The sequence below is a fragment of the Enterobacter cloacae complex sp. P12RS genome (genome assembly GCF_014895875.1).
GTDB lineage: Bacteria > Pseudomonadota > Gammaproteobacteria > Enterobacterales > Enterobacteriaceae > Enterobacter > Enterobacter bugandensis.
Genome location: NZ_JADBQO010000041.1, coordinates 20,222 through 42,515, shown reverse-complemented (window position 1 = coordinate 42,515; position 22,294 = coordinate 20,222). Strand labels below are relative to the sequence as shown.

Annotated in this window: 23 protein-coding genes; 13 read left to right on the top strand and 10 right to left on the bottom strand. The window is 56.6% G+C overall.

What is annotated here, in order from left to right:
• The first annotated feature begins 25 nt into the window (after positions 1 to 25).
• From IM284_RS19560 to IM284_RS19545, 4 genes are all read left to right on the top strand, one after another.
• Positions 26 to 430, top strand: coding sequence for a hypothetical protein (locus IM284_RS19560; RefSeq protein ID WP_045631553.1), 405 nt, complete (start codon positions 26 to 28; stop codon positions 428 to 430).
• A 1-nt stretch (position 431) separates the two neighbouring features.
• The gene (locus IM284_RS19555) at positions 432 to 869 is read left to right on the top strand and encodes a hypothetical protein (protein ID WP_047367397.1); all 438 of its coding nucleotides are present in this window, start codon (positions 432 to 434) and stop codon (positions 867 to 869) included.
• A gap of 120 nt (positions 870 to 989) precedes the next feature.
• A complete protein-coding gene (locus tag IM284_RS19550) occupies positions 990 to 1,424 on the top strand; it encodes a polymorphic toxin type 44 domain-containing protein (RefSeq protein ID WP_224066002.1) in 435 nt (144 codons plus the stop codon).
• Positions 1,402 to 1,821: a hypothetical protein gene (locus IM284_RS19545; protein ID WP_047367396.1), complete on the top strand. Its 420-nt coding sequence runs from the start codon at positions 1,402 to 1,404 to the stop codon at positions 1,819 to 1,821. Before IM284_RS19550 ends, IM284_RS19545 begins: the two co-directional genes overlap by 23 nt.
• Before the next feature lie 86 nt (positions 1,822 to 1,907).
• Here IM284_RS19545 and exbD read toward each other — a convergent pair whose 3' ends face one another.
• Positions 1,908 to 2,333: a TonB system transport protein ExbD gene (gene exbD, locus IM284_RS19540; protein ID WP_047367395.1), complete on the bottom strand. Its 426-nt coding sequence runs from the start codon at positions 2,331 to 2,333 to the stop codon at positions 1,908 to 1,910.
• Between the two features lie 4 nt (positions 2,334 to 2,337).
• Positions 2,338 to 3,069, bottom strand: coding sequence for a tol-pal system-associated acyl-CoA thioesterase (gene exbB, locus IM284_RS19535; protein ID WP_047367394.1), 732 nt, complete (start codon positions 3,067 to 3,069; stop codon positions 2,338 to 2,340).
• Between the two features lie 251 nt (positions 3,070 to 3,320).
• Between exbB and metC the strand changes: the two genes are divergently transcribed.
• Positions 3,321 to 4,508, top strand: a complete 1,188-nt coding sequence (gene metC, locus IM284_RS19530) for a cystathionine beta-lyase (RefSeq protein WP_045631555.1) — start codon at positions 3,321 to 3,323, stop codon at positions 4,506 to 4,508.
• A gap of 143 nt (positions 4,509 to 4,651) precedes the next feature.
• Positions 4,652 to 5,311, top strand: a complete 660-nt coding sequence (gene yghB / locus IM284_RS19525; protein ID WP_028014419.1) for a DedA family general envelope maintenance protein YghB — start codon at positions 4,652 to 4,654, stop codon at positions 5,309 to 5,311.
• 45 nt (positions 5,312 to 5,356) lie between these two features.
• Here yghB and IM284_RS19520 read toward each other — a convergent pair whose 3' ends face one another.
• Entirely contained in the window at positions 5,357 to 6,256 is a 900-nt protein-coding gene (locus IM284_RS19520; RefSeq protein ID WP_047367392.1) for an AraC family transcriptional regulator, read from the bottom strand.
• Positions 6,257 to 6,451: 195 nt separating this feature from the next.
• Here IM284_RS19520 and yqhD point away from each other — a divergent pair, with 195 nt between their 5' ends.
• The gene (gene yqhD / locus IM284_RS19515; protein WP_041908132.1) at positions 6,452 to 7,615 is read left to right on the top strand and encodes an alcohol dehydrogenase; all 1,164 of its coding nucleotides are present in this window, start codon (positions 6,452 to 6,454) and stop codon (positions 7,613 to 7,615) included.
• A 105-nt stretch (positions 7,616 to 7,720) separates the two neighbouring features.
• Complete coding sequence (dkgA, locus tag IM284_RS19510) at positions 7,721 to 8,548, top strand: 2,5-didehydrogluconate reductase DkgA (protein WP_021242117.1); 828 nt, start codon at positions 7,721 to 7,723, stop codon at positions 8,546 to 8,548.
• Between the two features lie 73 nt (positions 8,549 to 8,621).
• Here dkgA and IM284_RS19505 read toward each other — a convergent pair whose 3' ends face one another.
• The 5 genes from IM284_RS19505 to IM284_RS19485 form a co-directional block, all read right to left on the bottom strand.
• Positions 8,622 to 10,793 (bottom strand): YgiQ family radical SAM protein, encoded by a 2,172-nt coding sequence (locus IM284_RS19505; protein ID WP_047367391.1) that lies wholly within the window; start codon positions 10,791 to 10,793, stop codon positions 8,622 to 8,624.
• 131 nt (positions 10,794 to 10,924) lie between these two features.
• Positions 10,925 to 12,337 (bottom strand): cell division protein FtsP, encoded by a 1,413-nt coding sequence (gene ftsP / locus IM284_RS19500; protein WP_028014423.1) that lies wholly within the window; start codon positions 12,335 to 12,337, stop codon positions 10,925 to 10,927.
• Between the two features lie 58 nt (positions 12,338 to 12,395).
• The gene (gene plsC, locus IM284_RS19495) at positions 12,396 to 13,133 is read right to left on the bottom strand and encodes a 1-acylglycerol-3-phosphate O-acyltransferase (protein WP_028014424.1); all 738 of its coding nucleotides are present in this window, start codon (positions 13,131 to 13,133) and stop codon (positions 12,396 to 12,398) included.
• Positions 13,134 to 13,295: 162 nt separating this feature from the next.
• Positions 13,296 to 15,554, bottom strand: a complete 2,259-nt coding sequence (parC, locus tag IM284_RS19490) for a DNA topoisomerase IV subunit A (protein WP_047367390.1) — start codon at positions 15,552 to 15,554, stop codon at positions 13,296 to 13,298.
• Positions 15,555 to 15,672: 118 nt separating this feature from the next.
• On the bottom strand, positions 15,673 to 16,074 hold the full coding sequence (locus tag IM284_RS19485; protein ID WP_023309189.1) for a YgiW/YdeI family stress tolerance OB fold protein: 402 nt from the start codon (positions 16,072 to 16,074) through the stop codon (positions 15,673 to 15,675).
• A 139-nt stretch (positions 16,075 to 16,213) separates the two neighbouring features.
• Here IM284_RS19485 and qseB point away from each other — a divergent pair, with 139 nt between their 5' ends.
• The 5 genes from qseB (at position 16,214) to lysM (ending at position 19,766) form a co-directional block, all read left to right on the top strand.
• A complete protein-coding gene (qseB, locus tag IM284_RS19480; RefSeq protein ID WP_047364588.1) occupies positions 16,214 to 16,873 on the top strand; it encodes a quorum sensing response regulator transcription factor QseB in 660 nt (219 codons plus the stop codon).
• Positions 16,870 to 18,207, top strand: coding sequence for a quorum sensing histidine kinase QseC (gene qseC / locus IM284_RS19475; RefSeq protein ID WP_041908123.1), 1,338 nt, complete (start codon positions 16,870 to 16,872; stop codon positions 18,205 to 18,207). Before qseB ends, qseC begins: the two co-directional genes overlap by 4 nt.
• Before the next feature lie 105 nt (positions 18,208 to 18,312).
• Positions 18,313 to 18,894 carry an NAD(P)H-dependent oxidoreductase gene (locus IM284_RS19470; RefSeq protein ID WP_024906501.1) on the top strand — a complete coding sequence of 194 codons (582 nt, stop codon included), beginning with the start codon at positions 18,313 to 18,315 and terminating at the stop codon, positions 18,892 to 18,894.
• Between the two features lie 31 nt (positions 18,895 to 18,925).
• On the top strand, positions 18,926 to 19,240 hold the full coding sequence (locus tag IM284_RS19465) for a putative quinol monooxygenase (RefSeq protein WP_008502984.1): 315 nt from the start codon (positions 18,926 to 18,928) through the stop codon (positions 19,238 to 19,240).
• Positions 19,241 to 19,325: 85 nt separating this feature from the next.
• Positions 19,326 to 19,766: a peptidoglycan-binding protein LysM gene (lysM, locus tag IM284_RS19460; protein WP_028014428.1), complete on the top strand. Its 441-nt coding sequence runs from the start codon at positions 19,326 to 19,328 to the stop codon at positions 19,764 to 19,766.
• Positions 19,767 to 19,798: 32 nt separating this feature from the next.
• Here lysM and IM284_RS19455 read toward each other — a convergent pair whose 3' ends face one another.
• Positions 19,799 to 20,986, bottom strand: coding sequence for a glycoside hydrolase family 88 protein (locus IM284_RS19455; protein WP_041908119.1), 1,188 nt, complete (start codon positions 20,984 to 20,986; stop codon positions 19,799 to 19,801).
• A gap of 17 nt (positions 20,987 to 21,003) precedes the next feature.
• On the bottom strand, positions 21,004 to 22,269 hold the full coding sequence (locus tag IM284_RS19450; protein ID WP_028014430.1) for an oligosaccharide MFS transporter: 1,266 nt from the start codon (positions 22,267 to 22,269) through the stop codon (positions 21,004 to 21,006).
• Positions 22,270 to 22,294 lie beyond the last annotated feature (25 nt).

The window sequence follows — 22,294 nt, the reverse complement described above, 5'->3', positions numbered from 1 at the left end:
CTGTTGAAATTAAAGGAAATTAAAAATGCTGCCCGACTATCTCGTCCCGGCTAAGTACCACATTACGCCTGTGGAACAGCAACCGACGGAAGAAGAAAAAAAGGCCAGTTTCACTCAGGGGAAAAGAAAGCTCTCTGATTTCGAGCCTGATATATTAATTGGCGTTTCTCACACTGGCAAATCCCGTAATATGCTGCTGGAAGAGCACGATCGCCATATAAAAGACCGCTTATTTCGCGCTATAAAAATTGAAGCCTTCGTCCACCTGCTGAATGACCTGCAGGCAGAAGGCGAAATAGATGCCCAGAAACTAAGTCAAATAATGACTGAAAAAACGAAGGAAATAAATGAGGCCGGCAATGAAATTTGGCTTAATCTAATTACGCGAGAAAAAAACAACCCTATTTTTTATACCCTGGGGGAAGATTAACGTGAAAGAAGTTAAAGACAATAACGTTTATTTGACTTTAGATGATAAAAAAAGTGATGAATTTATCTTAAAGCAAAATATCGAGGCGCTAAGAAATGCCAAAAATGCCGAGATGACGCGTATTACACAAGACCTGGTATCGATCCCGGCAACGCTGGTGCGTCTGAAATGGCAGAATCGCCGCGAGATTTATCCGTTACAGGTTAAAGAAGAAATTTACGGCGCCGTGATGAACGCCATCATCGAACAGCTTCCAGAACTGAAAGAGAAACTGCTGGGACGTCTTGAAGCCAACTATCAGTATCTGCTGGCGAGAGAGACCGCGACGCTGCGCCTGACCCGTAAACTGTCTGAGGGGGATTATCACACCTCAAACGTCACCCACGTCGCGCTTGATGAAGACGCGCTGGCAACCCGCCCCCCCGAAACTAAAAGCTAAATACTCTTTTCTTCTTCCTGTTCGCAGAAAATCACAACTCCTGCGCGCTTGTTGTAATACGATTGCGCGCAGAAAAAATCACCGACTTAAATGATGTGTATCAATGTTCAAGGATTGATCATGGGTAAATATCCCCAAAAATCAAACTGCAAGGATGCAATTATGGCTGTACTGCCTCTCATGCCGACCAGAGGAACGAGCATTGTTTTAGACAACATGCGCGAAGCCAGCACGCATAGCGTGGGACGTAATATGGCGCTACCGCAAACCTATTACTGGTTTTATCAACAGGTCAGAAATCATGGTCCGTGGGATTACAAACAACAGCGCCGTGACCTGGCTAATTTTGGTAATTTTAATTATGGTGCTACCGGGTTTGCAGCGGGTATACCAGAAAAAATGCTTTATATGGGCGCAGGTTTCGCGCAAAGCAGGGCTGGAACATCAAACCCACAGTGGGGAGCATGGTACGGTGAACTACCTTATGGGGATGACCCGCACGACCAGTTTTGGATTAAACAAGGAATTGATTATGCCAGGCAGCACGGTTATTAAATGGTTGCATCGCGCGCTGACTGTCGCACTACTCGTTTTTGTGGTATTTCAGTATTACGCCAGCCAGCCGCCAGATGATGAACTTTATTCAGAACAACAAATTACATCTGATATGTATTTATACATCACTAAGTACAAGGGCGGAGGAGCGACGGTTTCAGACGTGTACCGCTATTATCTTGACGCTAAGCATCAGGTAAACCCGCTTAACCATCTGAAAAAGAGGACACCGTTTATGGTTGCTGATACCGGCAGCGCCAGAATCACTGGGTACGGTTCGCACGTCAACGCAACCATTACCGGACGTATTTATACGTTTACTAATTCAGATCTCTTTTACGCCGGTAATGTGGCTATCATGCCCGTTATCAACCTCAACGCGACCGGAACACGTTGAGAGGAAACCATATACGCTATTACTCGTTAGATTGACCGTGCTCCCTCACACACAATGAAAAAAGCTGGCTTTCGCCAGCTTCCTTATCACTTCGCGGCCGCTTTCTCTTCCCCGACCAGCCCAATCTTCAGATAACCCGCCTGATGCAGCGTGTCCATTACCTTCATCATGGTTTCATAGTCGACGGTTTTGTCCGCCCGGAAGAAGATGGTGGTGTCCTTCTTGCCGCCGGTCAGCTGGTCCAGCGCCGGAATAACGGAGGTATCCGTTACAGGGTCGTTCCCCAGGAACATGGATTTATCCGCTTTCACCGACAAATAAATTGGCTTTTCCGGACGCGGCTGCGGCTGGCTGGAGGAGGCAGGCAGATTCACCTTCACGTCGACCGTCGCCAGGGGTGCTGCCACCATGAAGATAATCAGCAGCACCAGCATGACGTCGATAAACGGCGTCACGTTGATTTCGTGCATTTCGCCGTTATCGTCCAGATTTTCGTTTAGACGCATTGCCATACAATCAACCTACGCGCAGTTTAGACGCCGCATGCACCGGCTTCACGGCGCTGGCATTCAGGTCGAGATCACGGCTTTGCAGCAGCAGAACCTGAGCGGCAACGTCGCCGAGCGTGGCTTTATAGTTGCCGATCATACGCGCGAAAATGTTGTAGATAACCACCGCCGGAATTGCCGCGACCAGACCGATTGCCGTCGCCAGCAGCGCTTCCGCGATCCCCGGGGCCACTACCGCCAGGTTGGTGGTTTGGGTCTGGGCAATGCCGATAAAGCTGTTCATGATACCCCAGACCGTACCGAAAAGACCGATGAACGGTGAAATCGCGCCGATGGTCGCCAGATACCCATTGCCGCGTCCCATGTGTCGGCCAACGGCCGCAACGCGACGCTCCAGACGGAAACCGGTACGCTCTTTAATGCCTTCGTTATCTTCACTGCCGGCGGAGAGTTCCAGCTCGTTCTGAGCTTCATTCACTAACAGGGTGGTCAGGCTTTTCGGGTGGAAGGATGAGGTCATCTCAGAAGCCTGATCCAGAGAGCGGGCGTCTGCCAGCTGCTGCTGTTCCCGCTTGAGGCGACGCTTCTGCGAAAGCAGCTCGGCGCTTTTGCTGAAGAAGATAGCCCAGGTGACAACGGACGCCAGAATCAGGCCGATCATCACAATCTTAACCACGATGTCAGCATGATGATACATGCCCCAAACGGAGAGATCCGTCTGCATCAAATTATTACCCACTCTGTATCTCCAGGACGCAAATCACAAAATCTGAACGTAATAATATCAAAAAGCCGTCGAATTGATAGTCGTTCTCATTAGTATTTACATGGTGCCGTAATTTTCGCTCAGTTTCCTTGCGCTTACGCAGTAAAAATTCCTTATGCGCTTTTTTGCTAATATTTTCTGCTTATTCGATAAGCATGCGGGTGCAGTTTTTTACAATCGTGGTAGTCTGGACGTCCAGACGTATAAAAACAGGGTTAGCGAACATGACGAAGAAGCATCTTGATACCACGCTGGTGCAGGCGGGACGCAGCAAAAAATACACTCAGGGATCGGTCAACAGCGTGATTCAACGCGCCTCCTCGCTGGTGTTTGATACCGTTGAGGAGAAAAAAATCGCCACGCGTAACCGCGCAAAAGGTGGGCTGTTCTACGGTCGCCGCGGCACGCTAACCCATTTTTCGCTGCAGGAAGCGATGTGCGAGCTGGAGGGGGGCGCGGGCTGCGCGCTGTTCCCGTGCGGTGCGGCGGCGGTCGCCAACACCATTCTGGCGTTTGTCGAACAGGGCGACCATATCCTGATGACCAACACCGCCTATGAACCTAGCCAGGATTTCTGCACCAAAATTCTCAGCAAGCTCGGCGTGACCACCAGCTGGTTTGACCCGCTGATTGGTGAAGGCATTGCTGAACTTATCCAGCCAAACACGCGCATTGTGTTCCTGGAATCTCCTGGCTCCATCACCATGGAAGTGCACGACGTTCCGGCTATCGTGAAGGCCGTGCGCAGCAAAGCGCCAGAGGCGATTATCATGATCGACAACACCTGGGCGGCAGGTGTGCTGTTTAAGGCGCTGGAATTCGATATTGATATCTCGATTCAGGCGGCAACGAAATACCTGATTGGACACTCTGACGGGATGATTGGCACCGCGGTTTCCAACGCGCGCTGCTGGGACCAGCTGCGGGAAAATGCCTACCTGATGGGCCAGATGGTGGATGCAGACACGGCATACATGACCAGCCGGGGCATTCGTACGCTCGGCGTGCGTCTGCGTCAGCATCATGAAAGTAGCCTGAAAATCGCTGAATGGCTGGCGCAGCATCCGCAGGTTGAGCGCGTGAACCATCCGGCGCTGCCGGGTAGTAAAGGCCATGAGTTCTGGCAACGTGACTTTACGGGCAGCAGCGGGCTGTTCTCGTTTGTCCTTAAAAAACGGCTGAGTAATGACGAGCTGGCAAGCTATCTGGATAATTTTACCCTCTTTAGCATGGCCTACTCCTGGGGCGGTTTTGAATCTCTGATCCTGCCGAATCAGCCGGAGCAGATCGCGGCCCTGCGCCCCGGCGGAGAAGTGGACTTCAGCGGCACCCTCATTAGATTGCATATCGGTTTAGAAAATGTGGACGATTTAATTGCGGATTTATCTGCAGGCTTTGAACGTATCGTGTAGAGTGCGGGCTGAAAATGTACTCCCCGGACGCTTTTGTGAACACTGCATGCAGAAAAGTCTGCATGAGTTGCGCCTGCGATCAATCCCGACAGGTGAAATTGGGAGTACAATAGCGTTATCTCTGCTGTTCCACAGGAAAGTCCATGGCTGTTATTCAAGATATTATCGCGGCGCTCTGGCAACATGATTTTGCCGCCCTGGCGGATCCCCACGTTGTAGGCGTCGTCTATTTCGTGATGTTCGCGACGCTGTTTCTGGAAAATGGATTACTGCCAGCCTCGTTTTTACCCGGTGACAGTTTGCTTTTGCTTGCCGGGGCGTTGATCGGCAAAGGCGTCATGGACTTTACGCCAACGATGGTTATCCTTACCTCCGCCGCGAGCCTGGGCTGCTGGCTGAGCTATCTGCAGGGCCGCTGGCTGGGGAACACGCGCGTGGTGAAGGGCTGGCTGGCGCAGTTACCGCATAAATACCATCAGCGTGCGACCTGCATGTTTGACCGCCACGGCCTGCTGGCGCTGCTCGCCGGGCGTTTCCTGGCGTTTGTGCGCACCCTTCTGCCCACCATGGCGGGTATTTCCGGGCTGTCTAACCGCCGCTTCCAGTTCTTCAACTGGCTGAGCGCCCTGCTGTGGGTTGGCGTGGTAACCACCCTCGGCTACGCGCTGAACATGATCCCCTTTGTGAAGCACCATGAAGATCAGGTGATGACCTTCCTGATGATCCTGCCGATATTCCTGCTGGTTGCTGGGCTGGTGGGTACCATTGCGGTGGTGATTAAGAAAAAGTATTGCAGTGCATAAACAAAAGCCGGGTGGCGCTACCGCTTACCCGGCCTACGTTTCCCCTCAGGCGCCCTGCATCGTTCTTATACGTGACGCATCTTCTCCCGGCGTGACGCCGAAATAGCGCTTAAACTCCCGACTGAACTGCGACGCACTTTCATAGCCGACGCGCATGGCCGCCGCGCTGGCCTTCATGCCGTCGTGAATCATCAGCATCCGTGCCTTATGCAAACGGTAGGTTTTGAGGTACTGCAGCGGCGAGGTGCTGGTCACCGACTTAAAGTTGTGGTGAAACGCCGAAACGCTCATGTTCGCTTCCGCCGCCAGCTGGTCAACGCTGAGGTTCTCCGTGTACTGGCTTTCAATACGCTTGAGCACGCGGCTGATCAGGCTGAAGTGGGTCTGTCGGCTCACCAGCGCGAGTAACGCCCCGCCGCCCGGCCCCAGCAGCACGTGGTAAAGAATTTCGCGGATAATCTGCTTGCCGAGAATACGCGCGTCCAGCGGCCTTTCCATGACGTCCAGCAGGCGCTCAATGGCGCAGAGGATCTCTTCCGACAGCGTCGCCGAGTTAATCCCGCTGGAGGCCATCGACGGCTGGAAAAGCTCGTCTTCGCCAATCTCCATCAGCAGCTCCTGCAGCTGAAGAATATCGACGTTGACGCGAATACCCGCCAGCGGGACCGCCTCTGTCGCGAAGGTTTCACATTCGAAGGGTAAAGGTACCGTCAGGAGCAGATATTCATTGGTGTCGTAGCGGAACACCCGCTCGTTGATATAGCCAATCTTATGGCCTGAAAAGAGAAAAACGATGCCCGGCTGGTACATCACCGGCGTGCGCGTCCCGGGCTGCGTGCCGTAGAGCAGGCGAATGTCCGGCAGCAGGTCGCCAACATTATTTTCTTTATCTATCAGCCTCTTAATCTGCGAGGTAAGCTGAAGGCAGATCGCTTCACGGTTCATTTTACGTTACTCCGGGTACGGTTTCCGACCCTCACAGTCTGCGCATTTTTACGAAGTTTCTCCAGCGTTCTGTAGAAATGGGCAAGACATCGGCAGGAATGTGCATTGAGAGCCTGGCCCCGGACGGCCACAATGAGCAGCATCAGGTAGCCATCAGCGCCACCACGGTTTTTCACCCACTAAAGGGAACGAGCAATGAACAATTTTAATCTTCACACCCCAACCCGCATTCTGTTTGGTAAAGACGCTATCGCCGACCTGCGCGCGCAGATCCCTGCTGACGCCCGCGTGCTGATCACCTACGGTGGCGGCAGCGTGAAAAAAACCGGCGTGCTGGATCAAGTTTACAGCGCTCTGGACGGACTGGACGTGCGTGAGTTCGGCGGCATTGAGCCAAACCCGTCTTACGAAACGCTGATGAACGCGGTGAAAATCGCCCGCGAAGAAAACATCACCTTCCTGCTGGCTGTCGGCGGCGGCTCCGTGCTGGACGGTACCAAATTCATCGCGGCAGCAGCGCACTACGCTGATGGAATCGATCCGTGGCACATCCTGGAAACCCGCGGCAGCGACATCAAAAGCGCGATCCCGATGGGATCCGTATTGACCCTGCCAGCGACGGGTTCTGAATCCAACAAGGGCGCGGTGATCTCCCGCAAAACTACCGGCGACAAGCAGGCCTTTATGAACGAACACGTTCAGCCTGTCTTTGCCATCCTGGATCCGGTTTACACCTATACCCTGCCCGCGCGTCAGGTGGCGAACGGCGTGGTCGACGCCTTTGTACACACCGTCGAGCAGTACGTGACCTACCCTGTTAATGCCAAAATTCAGGATCGCTTCGCGGAAGGCATTCTGCTGACGCTGATTGAAGACGGCCCGAAAGCGCTGAAAGAGCCGGAAAACTACGACGTGCGTGCCAACGTCATGTGGGCCGCGACGCAGGCGCTGAACGGCCTGATCGGCGCTGGCGTGCCGCAGGACTGGGCAACCCATATGCTGGGCCACGAGCTGACGGCGATGCACGGCCTGGACCACGCCCAGACGCTGGCCGTTGTGCTGCCTGCGCTGTGGAACGAAAAACGGGATACCAAGCGTGCCAAGCTACTGCAGTACGCCGAGCGCGTGTGGAACATCACCGAGGGTTCTGACGATGCGCGTATTGATGCCGCCATTGCAGCGACCCGTAACTTCTTTGAAAGCCTGGGCGTGCCAACGCGTCTGTCCGGCTACGGCCTGGACGGCAGCTCCATCCCTGCCCTGCTGGCAAAACTTGAAGAGCACGGCATGACCCAGTTGGGCGAGCATGGCGACATTACGCTGGACGTCAGCCGTCGAATCTACGAAGCGGCACGCTAAGCGTTTTTGGCATCCTGACTTTCGTTTTTTGACATTTCGTCCAGACTTAATGCACACCCCATCGCCGGAGTCCCCCTCCGGCGATGCGCACCTGAAGGAGGAAAAATGGCAAACCAAACCGTAATCAAGCTGCAGGACGGCAACGTGATGCCCCAGCTGGGGCTAGGTGTATGGAAAGCCGGTAACGACGAGGTCGTCTCCGCCATTCATAAAGCACTCGAAGTCGGCTATCGGTCGATTGATACCGCCGCCGCGTACAAAAACGAGGACGGCGTGGGGACCGCGCTGGCCAGCGCCGGCGTCCCTCGCGATGAGCTGTTCATCACCACTAAACTGTGGAACGACGATCAAAAGCGCCCCCGCGAAGCGTTGCAGGAGAGCCTGGAGAAACTCCAGCTTGATTTCGTCGATCTGTACCTGATGCACTGGCCGGTTCCGGCCATCGACCATTACGTTGACGCCTGGAAAGGGATGATTGAACTGCAGAAAGAGGGGCTGGTGAAAAGCATCGGCGTCTGTAACTTCCAGGTGCATCACCTGCAGCGCCTGATTGACGAAACGGGCGTCGCTCCGGTGATTAACCAGATCGAGCTGCACCCGCTGCTGCAGCAGCGCCAGCTTCACGCCTGGAACGCCACCCACAAGATCCAGACCGAGTCCTGGAGCCCGCTGGCGCAGGGCGGTGAAGGCGTGTTCGATCAGAAAATTATCCGCGACCTGGCGGATAAATACGGCAAAACCCCGGCGCAGATCGTCATTCGCTGGCATCTGGACAACGGCCTGGTGGTGATCCCGAAATCGGTCACGCCGTCGCGCATTGCCGAGAACTTCGACGTCTGGGATTTCCGACTGGACAAAGACGAGCTGGGTGAAATTGCGAAGCTGGATAAAGGTAAGCGGCTTGGGCCGGACCCGGATCAGTTTGGCGGGTAATCGCGTTAAAACGCCGGGTGGCGGCTTCGCCTTACCCGACCTACAAAAAACCCCGGCAAGCCGGGGTTTTCTTTTACGCTTTACGCTTCACAGGTTTCTTCACACTGGAATTACCGTTCGAACGCTGATGCACAATCGGCGTATGTTTGGTCAGCGCCGGGCGCGTATTGCGGTTCTGGCGACGCGCTTCGCGCATCTCATCCAGCGTAGGAGCCGGAACCAGGCAGTCGCGGCGCGAGCCAATAAGGTGTTTTTTACCCATCTCTTCCAGCGCCTGGCGGATCAGCGGCCAGTTTTTCGGATCGTGGTAACGCAGCAGCGCCTTATGCAGACGACGCTGTTTATCCCCTTTCGGCACCACCACCTCTTCACTCTTGTAGCCAATCTTACTCAGCGGGTTTTTGCCGGTGTAATACATGGTCGTCGAGTTGGCGAGCGGTGAAGGATAGAAGTTCTGCACCTGATCCAGACGGAAGCGACGCTGCTTCAGCCACAGCGCCAGGTTCACCATGTCTTCATCGCGCGTGCCAGGATGCGCGGAGATGAAGTACGGGATCAAATACTGCTCTTTGCCCGCCTGCTTCGAGTAGGTGTCGAACAGCTGCTTAAAGCGATCGTAGCTGCCCATGCCCGGCTTCATCATCTTCGACAGCGGGCCTTCTTCGGTGTGCTCCGGCGCAATCTTCAGATAACCGCCGACGTGGTGCGTGGCCAGCTCTTTGATATAGCGCGGATCTTCCACGGCGATGTCGTAACGCACCCCGGAGGCGATGAGGATCTTTTTGATGCCCTTCAGGTCGCGCGCGCGGCGGTAGAGGTTGATCGTCGGCTCGTGGTTAGTATCCATGTGCTCGCAAATGCTCGGGTAGACGCAGGAGAGACGACGGCAGGTCTGCTCCGCGCGCGGCGACTTGCAGCGCAGCATATACATGTTCGCGGTTGGGCCGCCGAGATCGGAGATCACGCCAGTAAAGCCCGGCACCGTGTCGCGAATGGCTTCGATCTCATTGATGATCGAATCCTCAGAGCGGCTCTGGATAATACGGCCTTCGTGTTCGGTAATGGAGCAGAAGGAGCAGCCGCCGAAGCAGCCGCGCATGATGTTGATCGAGAAGCGGATCATCTCATACGCCGGGATACGGGCGTTGCCGTACGCCGGGTGTGGCACGCGCTTGTACGGCAGCGCAAAGACGCTGTCCATCTCTTCGGTGGAGAGCGGGATCGCCGGTGGGTTGATCCAGATGAAGCGCTCGCCGTGCTTCTGCATTAGCGCGCGGGCGCAGCCCGGGTTGGTTTCATGGTGCAGAATACGGGACGCGTGCGCGTAGAGCACCTTGTCGGCTTTCACCTTCTCGTAGGACGGCAGCAGCACGTAGGTCTTTTCCCACGGCTTCGGACGCGACGGCTGCACAACGATAGCCTTCGCTTCCGCTTTCTTCGGTTCAACCGGCTTGTTATCGGCACACGGCAGATCTTCACCGTACGGGTGCGGGATCGGGTCGATTTTGCCCGGCATATCAATAATGCGTGAATCCACCCCGCTCCAGCCCGGCAGCGCTTCTTTCACCATGATCGCAGTATTGCGCACGTCGCGGATGCTGCTTACCGGCTCGCCCTGCGACAGACGGTGCGCCACTTCCACCAGCGGACGCTCGCCGTTACCGTAAATCAGCATGTCGGCCTTGGAGTCCACCAGCACCGAGCGGCGCACGGTATCTGACCAGTAGTCGTAGTGCGCGGTGCGGCGCAGGCTCGCCTCGATGCCGCCGAGGATCACCGGCACGTCTTTCCAGGCTTCTTTGCAGCGCTGGGTATAAACCAGGGTCGCGCGGTCCGGACGTTTGCCCGCCACGTTATCCGGCGTGTAGGCATCGTCATGGCGCAGCTTACGGTCGGCGGTATAGCGGTTGATCATCGAGTCCATGTTGCCGGCGGTCACGCCGAAGAACAGGTTTGGTTTCCCCAGACGCATAAAGTCGTCTTTGCTGTTCCAGTCGGGCTGGGAGATGATCCCCACGCGGAAGCCCTGCGCTTCGAGCATACGGCCACAGATGGCCATGCCGAAGCTCGGGTGGTCAACGTAGGCATCGCCCGTGACCAGAATGATATCGCAGCTGTCCCAGCCCAGTTGGTCCATCTCTTCCCGGGACATCGGCAGGAACGGCGCCGGTCCAAAGCAGGCCGCCCAGTACTGGGGCCAGGAGAAGAGGTCACGATCCGGCTGGATCAGGGAAATTGCGCTCATAGTGCTTCCGAAGAAAAAATAGACAAAAGGGCGGGGATTATACGCTGGAACATTGTGGGAAATGAAGGGGTATTATGCGGGCTGTTGCCCTCACCCCAACCCTCTCCCACAGGGAGAGGGAGAAAAGCACGTTACGGCGCCGGATTCACCAGCATCTGCCCTACCGAGCCCCTGTCCATCATCTCCAGCGTCTGGCTGTGGAACAGGAACGGGAAGTGCGGCCACGAAGGCTGACCGTAGTAGACGAGCAGTTCAACCTGGCCGTCCACCCACACGGTATCTTTCCAGCCGCGATCTTCCGGGAACGGCATCGCGCCATTAACGTTGCGGATCAGGAATGACACACCTTCAATATGGAACGACTGCGGCATGTCTGACCGGACCGTCCAGCGCTCCCAGGTGCCCTGCTGAGCGGTGATATCAATGCGATTTACATCCCACAGCGCGCCGTTGATGCCCGGATCGTCGCCCAGGCTGATATCACGGCTGCGCACCGGCGAGCCGCTCATGATCTCCTGCGGCAGCAGGCGCATCGGCAGGCTATCGGTGACCAACGGCAGCAGGCCGGTTGGACGCAGAGTAAGCACCAGCGTGGAGACCAGAATGCTCGACGGCTCAAAGAACCCGCGAATACGGTCAACGATGCTCGCGGCTTCACCACAGGTGACGGAGACTTCGTCCCCGTTGGTCATATCCACCAGAATTTCACGACGTTCACCCGGCGCCAGCGCCAGCTGTTTAACGGAGACCGGCGCGGGTAAAAAGCCCTGGTCACCGGAGATCACGTGCAGCGGGCGGCCATCGCTCATCTGCAGTTGATAGCGACGCGAGTTAGAGGCGTTGAGCAGGCGCAGGCGCACCCAGCCGCGGGACACTTCCACGTACGGGCTCTGCGCGCCGTTAACCAGCAAGGTATCGCCGACAAAGCCACCGCTGCCCGGCTCGCTGTACTCCGGCGTACCGAAGTTATCCAGACGTTTGTCCTGAATAATGACCGGGAAATCGTCCACGCCGTAGTGGTTCGGTATCGGCAGAGATTTACTGACCTCATCTTCCACCAGCCACATGCCGGCCAGACCGTTATAGACCTGCTGCGCCGTACGGTTAGGGGTATTGGCGTGATACCACAGGGTTGCCGCGCTCTGGCGAATCGGCAGGACGGGCGCCCAGTCGGCGTTGGGGGACATCATTCGCGCCGCGCCGCCAATCAAAGGGCCAGGAACCTGTAAGCCGCTGATGGTCATGGCGACATTTTCAGCCGTACGGTTGCTGTAAATGAGCTTAACGTCATCGCCGTTCCAAACGCGGATGGTCGGCCCGAGGTAGCGCCCGTTAATGCCCCACACCGGCGCGCGCGTGCCCTGGGTAAAGGACCAGTGGCTGCGCTGAAGCGTGAGGAAAAGCGGCTGCCCGCGACGGGATTCAATCAACGGCGGAATGGGCAGCGGCTGCTGCTGCCCGGCGGCGCTGGCTGTCAGCGGCATCGCACCCGCACAAAGGGCAATCCCCGAAGCCTGAATAAACTGACGCCGACTGAGTGACATATAAGCTCCATCTGAAACGACTAACAACGCGGGAATTCTTTTTCCCTTTAACGCCGAATTAAACCTTACCGGCGGCTTCTCTTTCTGCGACTTCTTTATCCAGCAGCGCAATATGCTGAGCCATGAGCTCGCGGCAGTGTGCTGCCAGTTCGCGCACCTGGTCTTTACCGTATTTGCTGGTATCGACGGGTGGCAGCATTTCGACAATCACCAGACCATTATTCAGGCGGTTAAGATTAATCTTATTAGAAGTATTGGAAACGCACACGGGAATAATTGGAACACCTGCCGCAATTGCGGCATGAAACGCGCCGGTTTTAAACGGCAGCAGGCCGCGGCCGCGGCTACGTGTCCCTTCCGGGAACATCCAGATAGAGATCCGGCGCTTTTTAAAATGATTCACCACTTCTGCAATCGTGCCGTGCGCTTTTGCACGGTTGTTACGGTCGATCAGCAGGTTACCGGTCAGCCAGTACAGCTGGCCAAAAAACGGGATCCACAGCAGGCTTTTTTTCCCCACCGTCACGGTCGGAGGCAGAACAATATTGGAGGCCGTCACCATATCGTAGTTGTTCTGATGGTTGGCGATATAGATGGCGTTACCGAAGTTCTCCGCTCCTTCAGGCAGGCGTTTTTCAACCTTCAGACCAAACAGCGGCGCAAGGCGACCGAACATATGGCCAAAGGTGGCAACATGCTTCGGATTACGCGGGCTGAACAGGCAGTAAATAGAGCCGAAAATACAGACCAGAATGCAGTAAATAACGGTAAGAATGAGACGAACAATGTATAGCATAGCGACCTCTGAAGCCCTGACAGCTGACAATTATACTTCACCTGTGGCCAGGTAAGGACTTTATTACGAGCGCGTATTGTTAATCGCAACGCACGAATTAACAACGATTTTACGGGAAATTTTATTGAAATACCCCCTCCGGACAGAGGGGGTGTCATGACATTACTCTTCGCTGTCGCCCGCGCCGCTGCGCGCAGGCGAATCAATCTCCACGCGGTCGATACGCTGCAGGCCGCGCATCAGCGAACCGCGGCGACCGCGCTCGCCCACCACTTTCTGCAGCTCTTCCGGGCGAAGCTTGATTTTACGCTTGCCAACGTGGATGGTCAGCGTGCTCTGCGGCGGCAGCAGGAAGAGGTGCGCCAGGCCATCTTCACCTTTCGCGGCTTCCGCCGACGGGATGTTGATGATCTTGTTGCCCTTACCTTTCGACAGCTCCGGCAGGTCGCTGACCGGGAACATCAGCATGCGTCCGGCAGAGGTGATCGCCAGCAGCATGTCGCTCTCGTTCTCAATCACCAGCGGTGTCATCACGCGGGCATTGTCCGGCAGGCTGATCAGCGCTTTACCGGCACGGTTACGCGACACGAGGTCGTTAAAGGTACAGATAAAGCCGTAGCCCGCATCGGACGCCATCAGCAGCTTCTGGTCGTCGGCCTCCATCAGCATGTGGTCAACCGTTGCGCCCGGCGGCAGCGTCAACTTACCGGTGAGCGGTTCGCCCTGGCCGCGCGCGGAAGGCAGCGTGATCGGGTCGATAGCGTAGCTGCGGCCCGTGGAGTCGATAAACGCCACCGGCTGGTTGCTCTTGCCTTTCACCGCCGCTTTAAAGCTATCGCCCGCTTTATAGCTTAGGCCCGGCGCGTCGATATCGTGGCCTTTGGCGCTGCGCACCCAGCCGCTCTGCGACAGCACAATGGTCACCGGCTCGGACGGCTGCATGTCGTGCTCGTTCATCGCCTTCGCTTCTTCGCGCTCGTGCAGCGGAGAACGACGGTCGTCACCGAAGGCATCGGCATCCGCCTGCAGCTCTTTCTTCAGCAAGGTGTTCATCTTGCGCTCGGAGGCGAGGATCGCCTGCAGCTGATCGCGCTCTTTTTCCAGCTCGCTTTGCTCGCCGCGGATCTTCATCTCTTCCAGCTTAGCGAGATGGCGCAGCTTCAGTTCGAGGATCGCTTCGGCCTGGGTTTCGCTGATGCCAAAGCGCGACATCAGCGCAGGCTTCGGCTCGTCCTCGGTACGGATGATCTCAATCACTTCATCGATATTGAGGAACGCCACCAGCAAACCTTCGAGGATATGCAGGCGCTTAAGCACTTTCTCCAGACGATGGTTCAGACGACGGCGCACCGTATCGCGGCGGAACGTCAGCCACTCGCTGAGGATCTCCAGCAGGTTTTTCACCGCCGGACGACCGTCGAGGCCAATCATATTCAGGTTGATGCGGTAGCTTTTTTCCAGATCGGTAGTGGCGAACAGGTGGTTCATCACCTGCTCCATGTCCACGCGGTTAGAGCGCGGCACGATCACCAGACGAGTCGGGTTCTCGTGGTCGGATTCGTCGCGCAGATCGTCCACCATCGGCAGCTTTTTATTGCGCATCTGGGCGGCGATCTGCTCCAGCACTTTGGCACCGGAAACCTGGTGCGGCAGCGCGGTGATCACCACGGCGCCGTCCTCTTTATTCCACACCGCGCGCATGCGCACGGAGCCGCGACCGTTCTGGTAGATTTTGCGGATTTCTGCACGCGAGGTGATGATCTCGGCTTCGGTCGGGTAATCCGGCCCCTGCACGATATCCAGCAGGTCGTCCAGCGAGGTTTTTGGCTGCTCGATCAGGGTGATGGCGGCTTTCGCCACTTCACGCAGGTTGTGCGGCGGAATGTCCGTCGCCATGCCGACCGCAATACCGGTGGTGCCGTTCAGCAGGATGTTCGGCAGACGCGCAGGCAGCATCTTCGGCTCCTGCAGCGTACCGTCGAAGTTTGGCACCCAGTCAACGGTTCCCTGACCCAGCTCGCCCAGCAGCACTTCGGCGTATTTGGACAGGCGGGATTCGGTATAACGCATCGCTGCGAAGGATTTCGGATCGTCCGGCGCACCCCAGTTTCCCTGCCCGTCCACCAGCGGATATCGGTAAGAGAACGGCTGGGCCATCAGCACCATCGCTTCATAGCAGGCGCTGTCGCCGTGCGGATGGTATTTACCCAGTACGTCACCGACGGTACGGGCGGATTTCTTGAACTTAGCGGTGGCGTTCAGCCCCAGTTCGGACATCGCATAGACGATGCGGCGCTGAACGGGCTTCAGGCCATCCCCGATAAACGGCAACGCCCTGTCCATGATGACGTACATGGAGTAGTTCAGGTAGGCGTTTTCCGTGAATTCATGTAGCGCGAGGCGCTCTGCCATATCGCTCATTACGTGTGATTCCTCAACTCAGAAACCGAAGGGTTTCAGGCAATATTGCCGCAGATACTACCTCATCTGACGAATTGAGTCACAAAGAAAAAGGGCCGCATAAGCGGCCCTTTTCGGGTTATTTGTTCAGCTTGATAACCTGCTTCACGTCGATTTCAAACTCGTTCCAGTCTTTGTCGACTTTACCCTGCAGCTCCACTTTATCCTGCGGGGTGACGGTCACGCCGTTCCAGCGCTTGTGGTCAATCTCAACCACCACCGTGCCGGACTCGTCGCGGAAGGTGTAGCGGTCATCGGACAGGCGCTCGGTAATGTTCCCGCGCAGCTTCACCCAGGCATCGTCCTTCAGATCTTTCACTTTAGCCGCGGTGGTGAGGTTGGCGTTGTTATCGACAAAACCGCCCTGCTGGGTTTGCGTCTGGGTCTGTGTCGCGGATGGGCCAGTAAAGCCGCCCTGTGCAGCAAAGACCGGCGCGGTGGTCATCATCATGATGGCAGCAATTGCAGCGAATTTTTTCATCTTCATCTCTCCCTTTAATGTCGTTTCGCAGTCCATTAAACAGGGTAAACCTTAACAACTTCTTAAGGGAAAAATTTATTTATTTTTACTGTACAGCAGGCGCTTGCAGAGGGTTTACTGACGGCATCAAGGAGGGAACATGCGCATTTTACTGGTAGAAGACGACAGGTTAATCGGCGATGGCATCAAAGCAGGCTTAAGCAAACTGGGCTTTAGCGTGGACTGGTTTACCGACGGGAAAACCGGGCAGGCCGCGCTCGCCTCAGCGCCCTATGATGCCGTGGTGCTTGACTTGACTCTACCGGGAATTGACGGTCTGGAGATCCTGCGCGCCTGGCGCGAAAGCGGCCGCAGCGAGCCGGTACTGATCCTGACCGCGCGGGATGCGCTGAACCAGCGCGTTGAAGGGCTGCGCCTCGGTGCGGACGATTATCTCTGTAAGCCGTTCGCGCTGATAGAGGTGGCCGCCCGTCTGGAAGCACTGGTGCGCCGCAGCCACGGTCAGACCCGCAGCGAGCTGCGCCACGGCAAGGTGACGCTCGATCCGGCAAGCCTCGTCGCCACGCTGGAGGGCGAAACGCTGACGCTTAAACCCAAAGAGTTCGCCCTGCTGGAGCTGCTGATGCGCAACGCGGGCCGGGTGCTGCCGCGCAAGCTGATCGAGGAAAAGCTTTATACCTGGGACGATGACGTCTCCAGCAACGCCGTCGAAGTCCATGTCCATCATTTACGCCGCAAGCTCGGGAGCGAGTTTATCCGCACCGTGCACGGCATCGGCTACACCCTGGGTGACGCATGAAGCTGAGCCTGAAGCTGCGCCTGACGCTCCTCTTTTTAGCGCTGTCTCTGACGGCCTGGTTTGCCGCCAGCCTGGTGGCGTGGCAGCAGACCACCCACAAGCTCGATAAGCTGTTCGACACCCAGCAGATGCTGTTTGCCAAACGGCTGCTGACGATGGATCTGGACGAGATCCGCGCGCCGGAGCGCATGCGCGAGGTGCCGAAAAAGGCCAAACACGGGCATCTGGACGATGACGCGCTGGCCTTCGCTATTTACGCTTCAGACGGCACGATGATCCTTAACGACGGCGAAAACGGGCGCGATATCCCGTATCACTATCGTCGTGACGGCTTTGATGACGGACGGCTTCAGGATGACAACGATGAATGGCGCTTTTTATGGCTGACGTCGCCAGACGGAAAATACCGCGTGGTGGTCGGCCAGGAGTGGGAGTACCGGCAGGATATGGCGCTGGACGTGGTCAGCTCGCAGCTGACGCCGTGGCTGGTGGCGCTGCCGGTGATGCTGCTGTTGCTGATCGTCCTGCTGAGCCGGGAACTGAAGCCCCTGAAAAAGCTGGCCCAGACCCTGCGTTCCCGCTCGCCGGACGCCACCGACGCCCTGCCCACTCAGGGCGTGCCGGCGGAAGTGCGCCCCCTGCTCGACTCGCTGAACCATCTTTTTACCCGTACCCAGGAGATGATGACCCGCGAGCGCCGCTTCACCTCCGACGCCGCCCACGAGCTGCGCAGCCCACTGGCGGCGCTGAAGGTGCAAACCGATGTGGCACAGCTTTCTCAGGACGATCCGCAGGCGCAGGAAAAAGCGCTGGCGCAGCTGCACGCGGGTATCGACCGCGCCTCCCGGCTGGTGGATCAGCTCCTCACCCTGTCGCGCCTGGACTCGCTGGACAGCCTGGACGGCGTAGAACAGATAGCGATGGCCGACCTGCTGCAGTCTGCGGTAATGGATATTTATCCTTCTGCACAGCAGGCGGGTATTGATATTCGCCTGCACATCAACGCGCCGGAGGTGACCCGAACGGGTCAGCAGCTGCTTCTGAGCCTGCTGGCGCGCAACCTGCTGGATAACGCCACCCGCTACAGCCCGCGCGGCAGCGTGGTAGACGTGACGCTGAACACCCGTAGCGTTACCGTGCGCGACAATGGCCCGGGCATTTCGCCCGATGCGCTGGCGCGTCTCGGCGAGCGCTTTTATCGTCCACCGGGTCAGGACGCCACGGGCAGCGGGCTGGGGCTATCCATTGTGAAACGCATTGCCGCGCTGCACGGCATGCGCGTCTCGCTGGGCAATGCGCCAGAAGGCGGCTTTGAAGTGAAGGTTAACTGGTAAGGGATTATTGCATTTAGCGCAAAAGACTTTGCACATTTTGCTTATTTTTCCGCTCCGTCCTCGCGCGTAGAATACCCGGCATACTCTCATCACCGAGGACAAATAATGAGCAATATTCTGATTATCAACGGCGCGAAAGAGTTCGCGCACTCTAAAGGCCAGCTGAATGACACCCTGACCGAGGTCGCGGACGGTTTCCTGCGCGACGCCGGGCATGATGTTAAGGTCGTGCGCGCGGACAGCAACTATGACGTGAAGGCCGAAGTGCAGAACTTCCTGTGGGCCGATGTGGTTATCTGGCAGATGCCGGGCTGGTGGATGGGCGCGCCGTGGACCGTGAAAAAATACATGGACGACGTCTTCACCGAAGGTCACGGTTCGCTGTATGCCAGCGACGGACGCACCCGCTCAGACGCCTCTAAAAAATACGGCTCCGGCGGTCTGATTCAGGGCAAAAAATATATGCTCTCCCTGACCTGGAACGCCCCTCTGGAAGCCTTCACCGAAAAAGATCAGTTCTTCGAAGGCGTGGGCGTAGACGGCGCGTATCTGCCGTTCCACAAGGCGAACCAGTTCCTGGGGATGGATCCGCTGCCGACCTTTATCGTCAACGACGTGATTAAAATGCCTGACGTCCCGAGCTATATCGCAGAATATCGCAAGCATCTCGCGAAAATTTTTGCTTAACTGGTAGCCTGGAATTAAAGGAGTAGTAACCATGCTTACAGTAATCGCAGAAATCCGTACTCGTCCAGGTCAACATCACCGCCAGGCGGTGCTGGATCAGTTCGCGAAAATCATCCCAACCGTACTGAAAGAAGAAGGCTGCCACGGCTACGCGCCGATGGTGGACGCCGCTACCGACGCAAGCTTCCAGGCCACTGCGCCAGACTCCATTATCATGGTTGAGCAGTGGGAAACCGTCGCGCACCTCGAAGCACACCTGCAGACCGCGCACATGAAAGCGTGGAGCGATGCGGTGAAGGGTGACGTGCTGGAGACCCACATCCGTATTCTGGAGCAAGGGGTTTAAAACCTGCCTTCCCTCTCCTTCCGGGGAGGGAATTCTCTCTGACCTGCTATGCTTATTCTGACTTCATGATTAACAGGAGGATGGAATGGGTCTTTTTAACTTCGTGAAAGAAGCAGGCGAAAAGCTATGGGATAACCTGACCGACCACAAAGGTCAGAGCGACAAAATCACCGAGCACCTCAAGAAACTCAACATTCCCGGTTCAGACAAAGTTCAGGTTAACGTTACCGACGGCAAGGCCAGCGTGACGGGTGACGGGCTGACCCAGGAGCAGAAAGAAAAAATCCAGGTCGCCGTCGGCAACATCGCGGGCGTCAGCGAGGTGGAGAACAACATCACCACGACCGATGCCAAAGATGAAGCCACCTACTACACGGTAAAATCCGGCGACACCCTGAGCGCTATCTCCAAAACCGTGTACGGCGATGCCAACCAGTACAACAAGATTTTTGAGGCTAACCGCCCGATGCTCTCCAGCCCGGATAAAATCTACCCCGGCCAGACGCTGCGTATTCCTAAAGCGTGATCCGCGAGTCGGGGGTCGCCCCCCGACCGTTTTTACCAGTACAGTTTCCAGCTCTGCGTAAAGCGCACCAGCGCCTCCACGTAGAAGTAATCTCCCCAGCTCGCACACTCGTCCACCCCTTTGTTGCTCGCCAGGTGATAGACCGAGTGCTTCAGCAGCCCGGTGCCCTTCTCCTCTTTGCCCATCAGGTAGTGCTTCGTCAGTGACGACATAATGCCTTTGGCCCACTCCAGATACCGCTCCCGGTCTGGATCCGTCACGGGCAGGTGCTTCACCAGCTCCAGCAGCCCGCACACCGCAATCGCCGCCGAGGACGAATCGCGCAGCGCGTCGGTCCCCACCAGCGCCAGATCCCAGTGGCAGACGTAGTCTTCCGGGAGGCGGTTGAGGAAGTAGTTCGCCAGCCGCTTCGACAGGGCAATCATCGTCTCGTCGCCGGTATAGATATAGCTCAGCAGGAAGCCGTAAATCCCCCACGCCTGCCCGCGCGACCAGCAGGAGTCATCGGCATAGCCCTGCTGGGTATTGCCGTAGCGCGGCGCGCCGGTTACCACGTCCATATAATAGGTGTGGAACGTGGAGGCATCGTCGCGGATGAGATAGTTTGCCGCCTGCATGACGTGCGCTTTTGCGGCGTCAGCAAAGCGCGGATCCCCCGTCTGCTCCGTCGCCCAGTAGAGCAGCGGCAGGTTCATGTTGCAGTCGATGATCATCCGTCCGGCCTGCTCCGGGTCTGAAAGATCGCCCCACGCCTGAATGATTTTCGCCTTCTCATGAAAGCGCTCCAGCAGGGCTTCAGCCGCCAGCAGGGAGAAACCGCGCGCCTCGCGGCTGCCGGTGAGTCTCCAGGCCGCCACGCAGGAGAGCGTGTACAGGAAGCCCAGATCGTGAGTGTTGGTGTCGCTGCGCCCGGCGATGCGCAGGCCGAATGAGCGCACGTGTTTTTCCGCCATCGAGCGGAATTTCTCCTCGCCGCTCATCTCCCACGCCAGCCACAGCTGGCCGGTCCAGAAGCTGGTTGTCCACTCTACGTTGTCGGTCAGCGGGTAATAACCGTTCCGGCAGGTTTCCGCCGGGAACTGCTCTCCGAATGCCGTTAAATGACGGCTAATCAACTCGAGGACGTGGCTACGCGCAGAGATCAGTTCATCGCTAAACAGGCGCGAGTCTACGGGAGCAGGAATGGCAGACAGGCGTTCCTCTCTGATACGACTTAACATATTTCGGTTCCTTGTGGTCAGCGTGATGAAGGTTCTGCTACGTTCAGCGGGCGGGGGCCGCGCCATTTACTCTGGCAGGCGGATAACGTAAAAGCAGAAATAAGGGTAAAGATCAGCGCGGTCGCCCCCATGATGATATAGGTCTGTTCAAAGCCGATGCGGTCATACATATATCCGGCAGGCGAGGAAACCACCACGTTCCCCACGTACAGCATCGCCTGATAGCCCAGTAAATACATGGTGGCGTTCACGCGCTTGTCGAAATGCTCCGCAATATATTTAAAGACCGACACCAGCAGCAGGCAAATTTCTATACCGTATAGCGGCTTGAGCACGGAAATTAACAGATGCGAGTCGCACATCCCGGAAATAATCAAACGCGCCCCGACGATCAGCCCGACAATTAATAGCCCGCGCCTGGCGCCAATAAAGTTAACGAACAGCGGGACAACCATATACATGACGAATTCTATGCCCGACTGCACGGTGCCGAGATAGCCAAACACCGCGTTGCCCTCATGAATATCGTCAAAGAAGGTGACGAAATAGCGCGAGAACTGCTGCTCGGCGATAAACATCATCCACGCCACGCCCGCCACGTACAGGCAAAAAGCCCAGAATTTACGGTTACGCAGCAGGGCGTACACATCTGCCGGGGCGATTTTCTCTTTGGTCAGTACCGCATCGGCATGAACGGAGTTAGTGTTCACTTTCAGGCTGAGCAGGACAACCAGCATCACGATCGACGTCACGCTGCCCATAATGAAGTTATAGGTCGGTGAGAGGTTGAACAGCAGGCCGGAGAAGGACGATGCCACCGCCCAGCCGAGCGAGCCCCACATACGAATTTGCCCGAACTCCATGCCGTTTAAGCGGCTGAAGCGGTCGGAATAAGATTCACACGCCGCCACGCCCGCATACCAGGCAAAGCTTAAATAGAGCGCGCCGATAATAATCCCCAGCAAGGTGCTGGACATTAACAGCGGCTGATAGACGTAAATAAAAAACGGCGCCATCAGGGCCGACATGGCGACCACAAAATAGAGCAGGTATTTGCTCATGCCGATTTTATCGAGAATATAGCCGTAGATGGGTTTGAGGATAACGGAAAATATTCCGTTCACCGCGAACACGGTTCCAATTACCGTCCCGCTGAGATTCGCTTTTTGACCCAGCCAGATTGCCAGCAGGCCAATACTCGCGGACCAGGTAAAGAAATAGAGAAAAATAAAGCTGCTGATTTTGTAATATTCGGTTCTGTTGGTTGTCGATGTATTTTTCATACCATCCTCGCCGAGGTGTAGGGTC

Coding starts and splice junctions, on each gene's coding strand:
- ftsP (WP_028014423.1), bottom strand. CDS start 12,337: ATGTCACTCAGTCGGCGTCAGTTTATTCAGGCTTCGGGGATTGCCCTT.
- IM284_RS19560 (WP_045631553.1), top strand. CDS start 26: ATGCTGCCCGACTATCTCGTCCCGGCTAAGTACCACATTACGCCTGTG.
- parC (WP_047367390.1), bottom strand. CDS start 15,554: ATGAGCGATATGGCAGAGCGCCTCGCGCTACATGAATTCACGGAAAAC.
- yqhD (WP_041908132.1), top strand. CDS start 6,452: ATGAACAATTTTAATCTTCACACCCCAACCCGCATTCTGTTTGGTAAA.
- IM284_RS19520 (WP_047367392.1), bottom strand. CDS start 6,256: ATGAACCGTGAAGCGATCTGCCTTCAGCTTACCTCGCAGATTAAGAGG.
- exbD (WP_047367395.1), bottom strand. CDS start 2,333: ATGGCAATGCGTCTAAACGAAAATCTGGACGATAACGGCGAAATGCAC.
- plsC (WP_028014424.1), bottom strand. CDS start 13,133: ATGCTATACATTGTTCGTCTCATTCTTACCGTTATTTACTGCATTCTG.
- yghB (WP_028014419.1), top strand. CDS start 4,652: ATGGCTGTTATTCAAGATATTATCGCGGCGCTCTGGCAACATGATTTT.
- IM284_RS19465 (WP_008502984.1), top strand. CDS start 18,926: ATGCTTACAGTAATCGCAGAAATCCGTACTCGTCCAGGTCAACATCAC.
- qseB (WP_047364588.1), top strand. CDS start 16,214: ATGCGCATTTTACTGGTAGAAGACGACAGGTTAATCGGCGATGGCATC.
- IM284_RS19550 (WP_224066002.1), top strand. CDS start 990: ATGGGTAAATATCCCCAAAAATCAAACTGCAAGGATGCAATTATGGCT.
- lysM (WP_028014428.1), top strand. CDS start 19,326: ATGGGTCTTTTTAACTTCGTGAAAGAAGCAGGCGAAAAGCTATGGGAT.
- qseC (WP_041908123.1), top strand. CDS start 16,870: ATGAAGCTGAGCCTGAAGCTGCGCCTGACGCTCCTCTTTTTAGCGCTG.
- IM284_RS19450 (WP_028014430.1), bottom strand. CDS start 22,269: ATGAAAAATACATCGACAACCAACAGAACCGAATATTACAAAATCAGC.
- IM284_RS19545 (WP_047367396.1), top strand. CDS start 1,402: ATGCCAGGCAGCACGGTTATTAAATGGTTGCATCGCGCGCTGACTGTC.
- IM284_RS19455 (WP_041908119.1), bottom strand. CDS start 20,986: ATGTTAAGTCGTATCAGAGAGGAACGCCTGTCTGCCATTCCTGCTCCC.
- IM284_RS19470 (WP_024906501.1), top strand. CDS start 18,313: ATGAGCAATATTCTGATTATCAACGGCGCGAAAGAGTTCGCGCACTCT.
- metC (WP_045631555.1), top strand. CDS start 3,321: ATGACGAAGAAGCATCTTGATACCACGCTGGTGCAGGCGGGACGCAGC.
- dkgA (WP_021242117.1), top strand. CDS start 7,721: ATGGCAAACCAAACCGTAATCAAGCTGCAGGACGGCAACGTGATGCCC.
- IM284_RS19505 (WP_047367391.1), bottom strand. CDS start 10,793: ATGAGCGCAATTTCCCTGATCCAGCCGGATCGTGACCTCTTCTCCTGG.
- IM284_RS19485 (WP_023309189.1), bottom strand. CDS start 16,074: ATGAAAAAATTCGCTGCAATTGCTGCCATCATGATGATGACCACCGCG.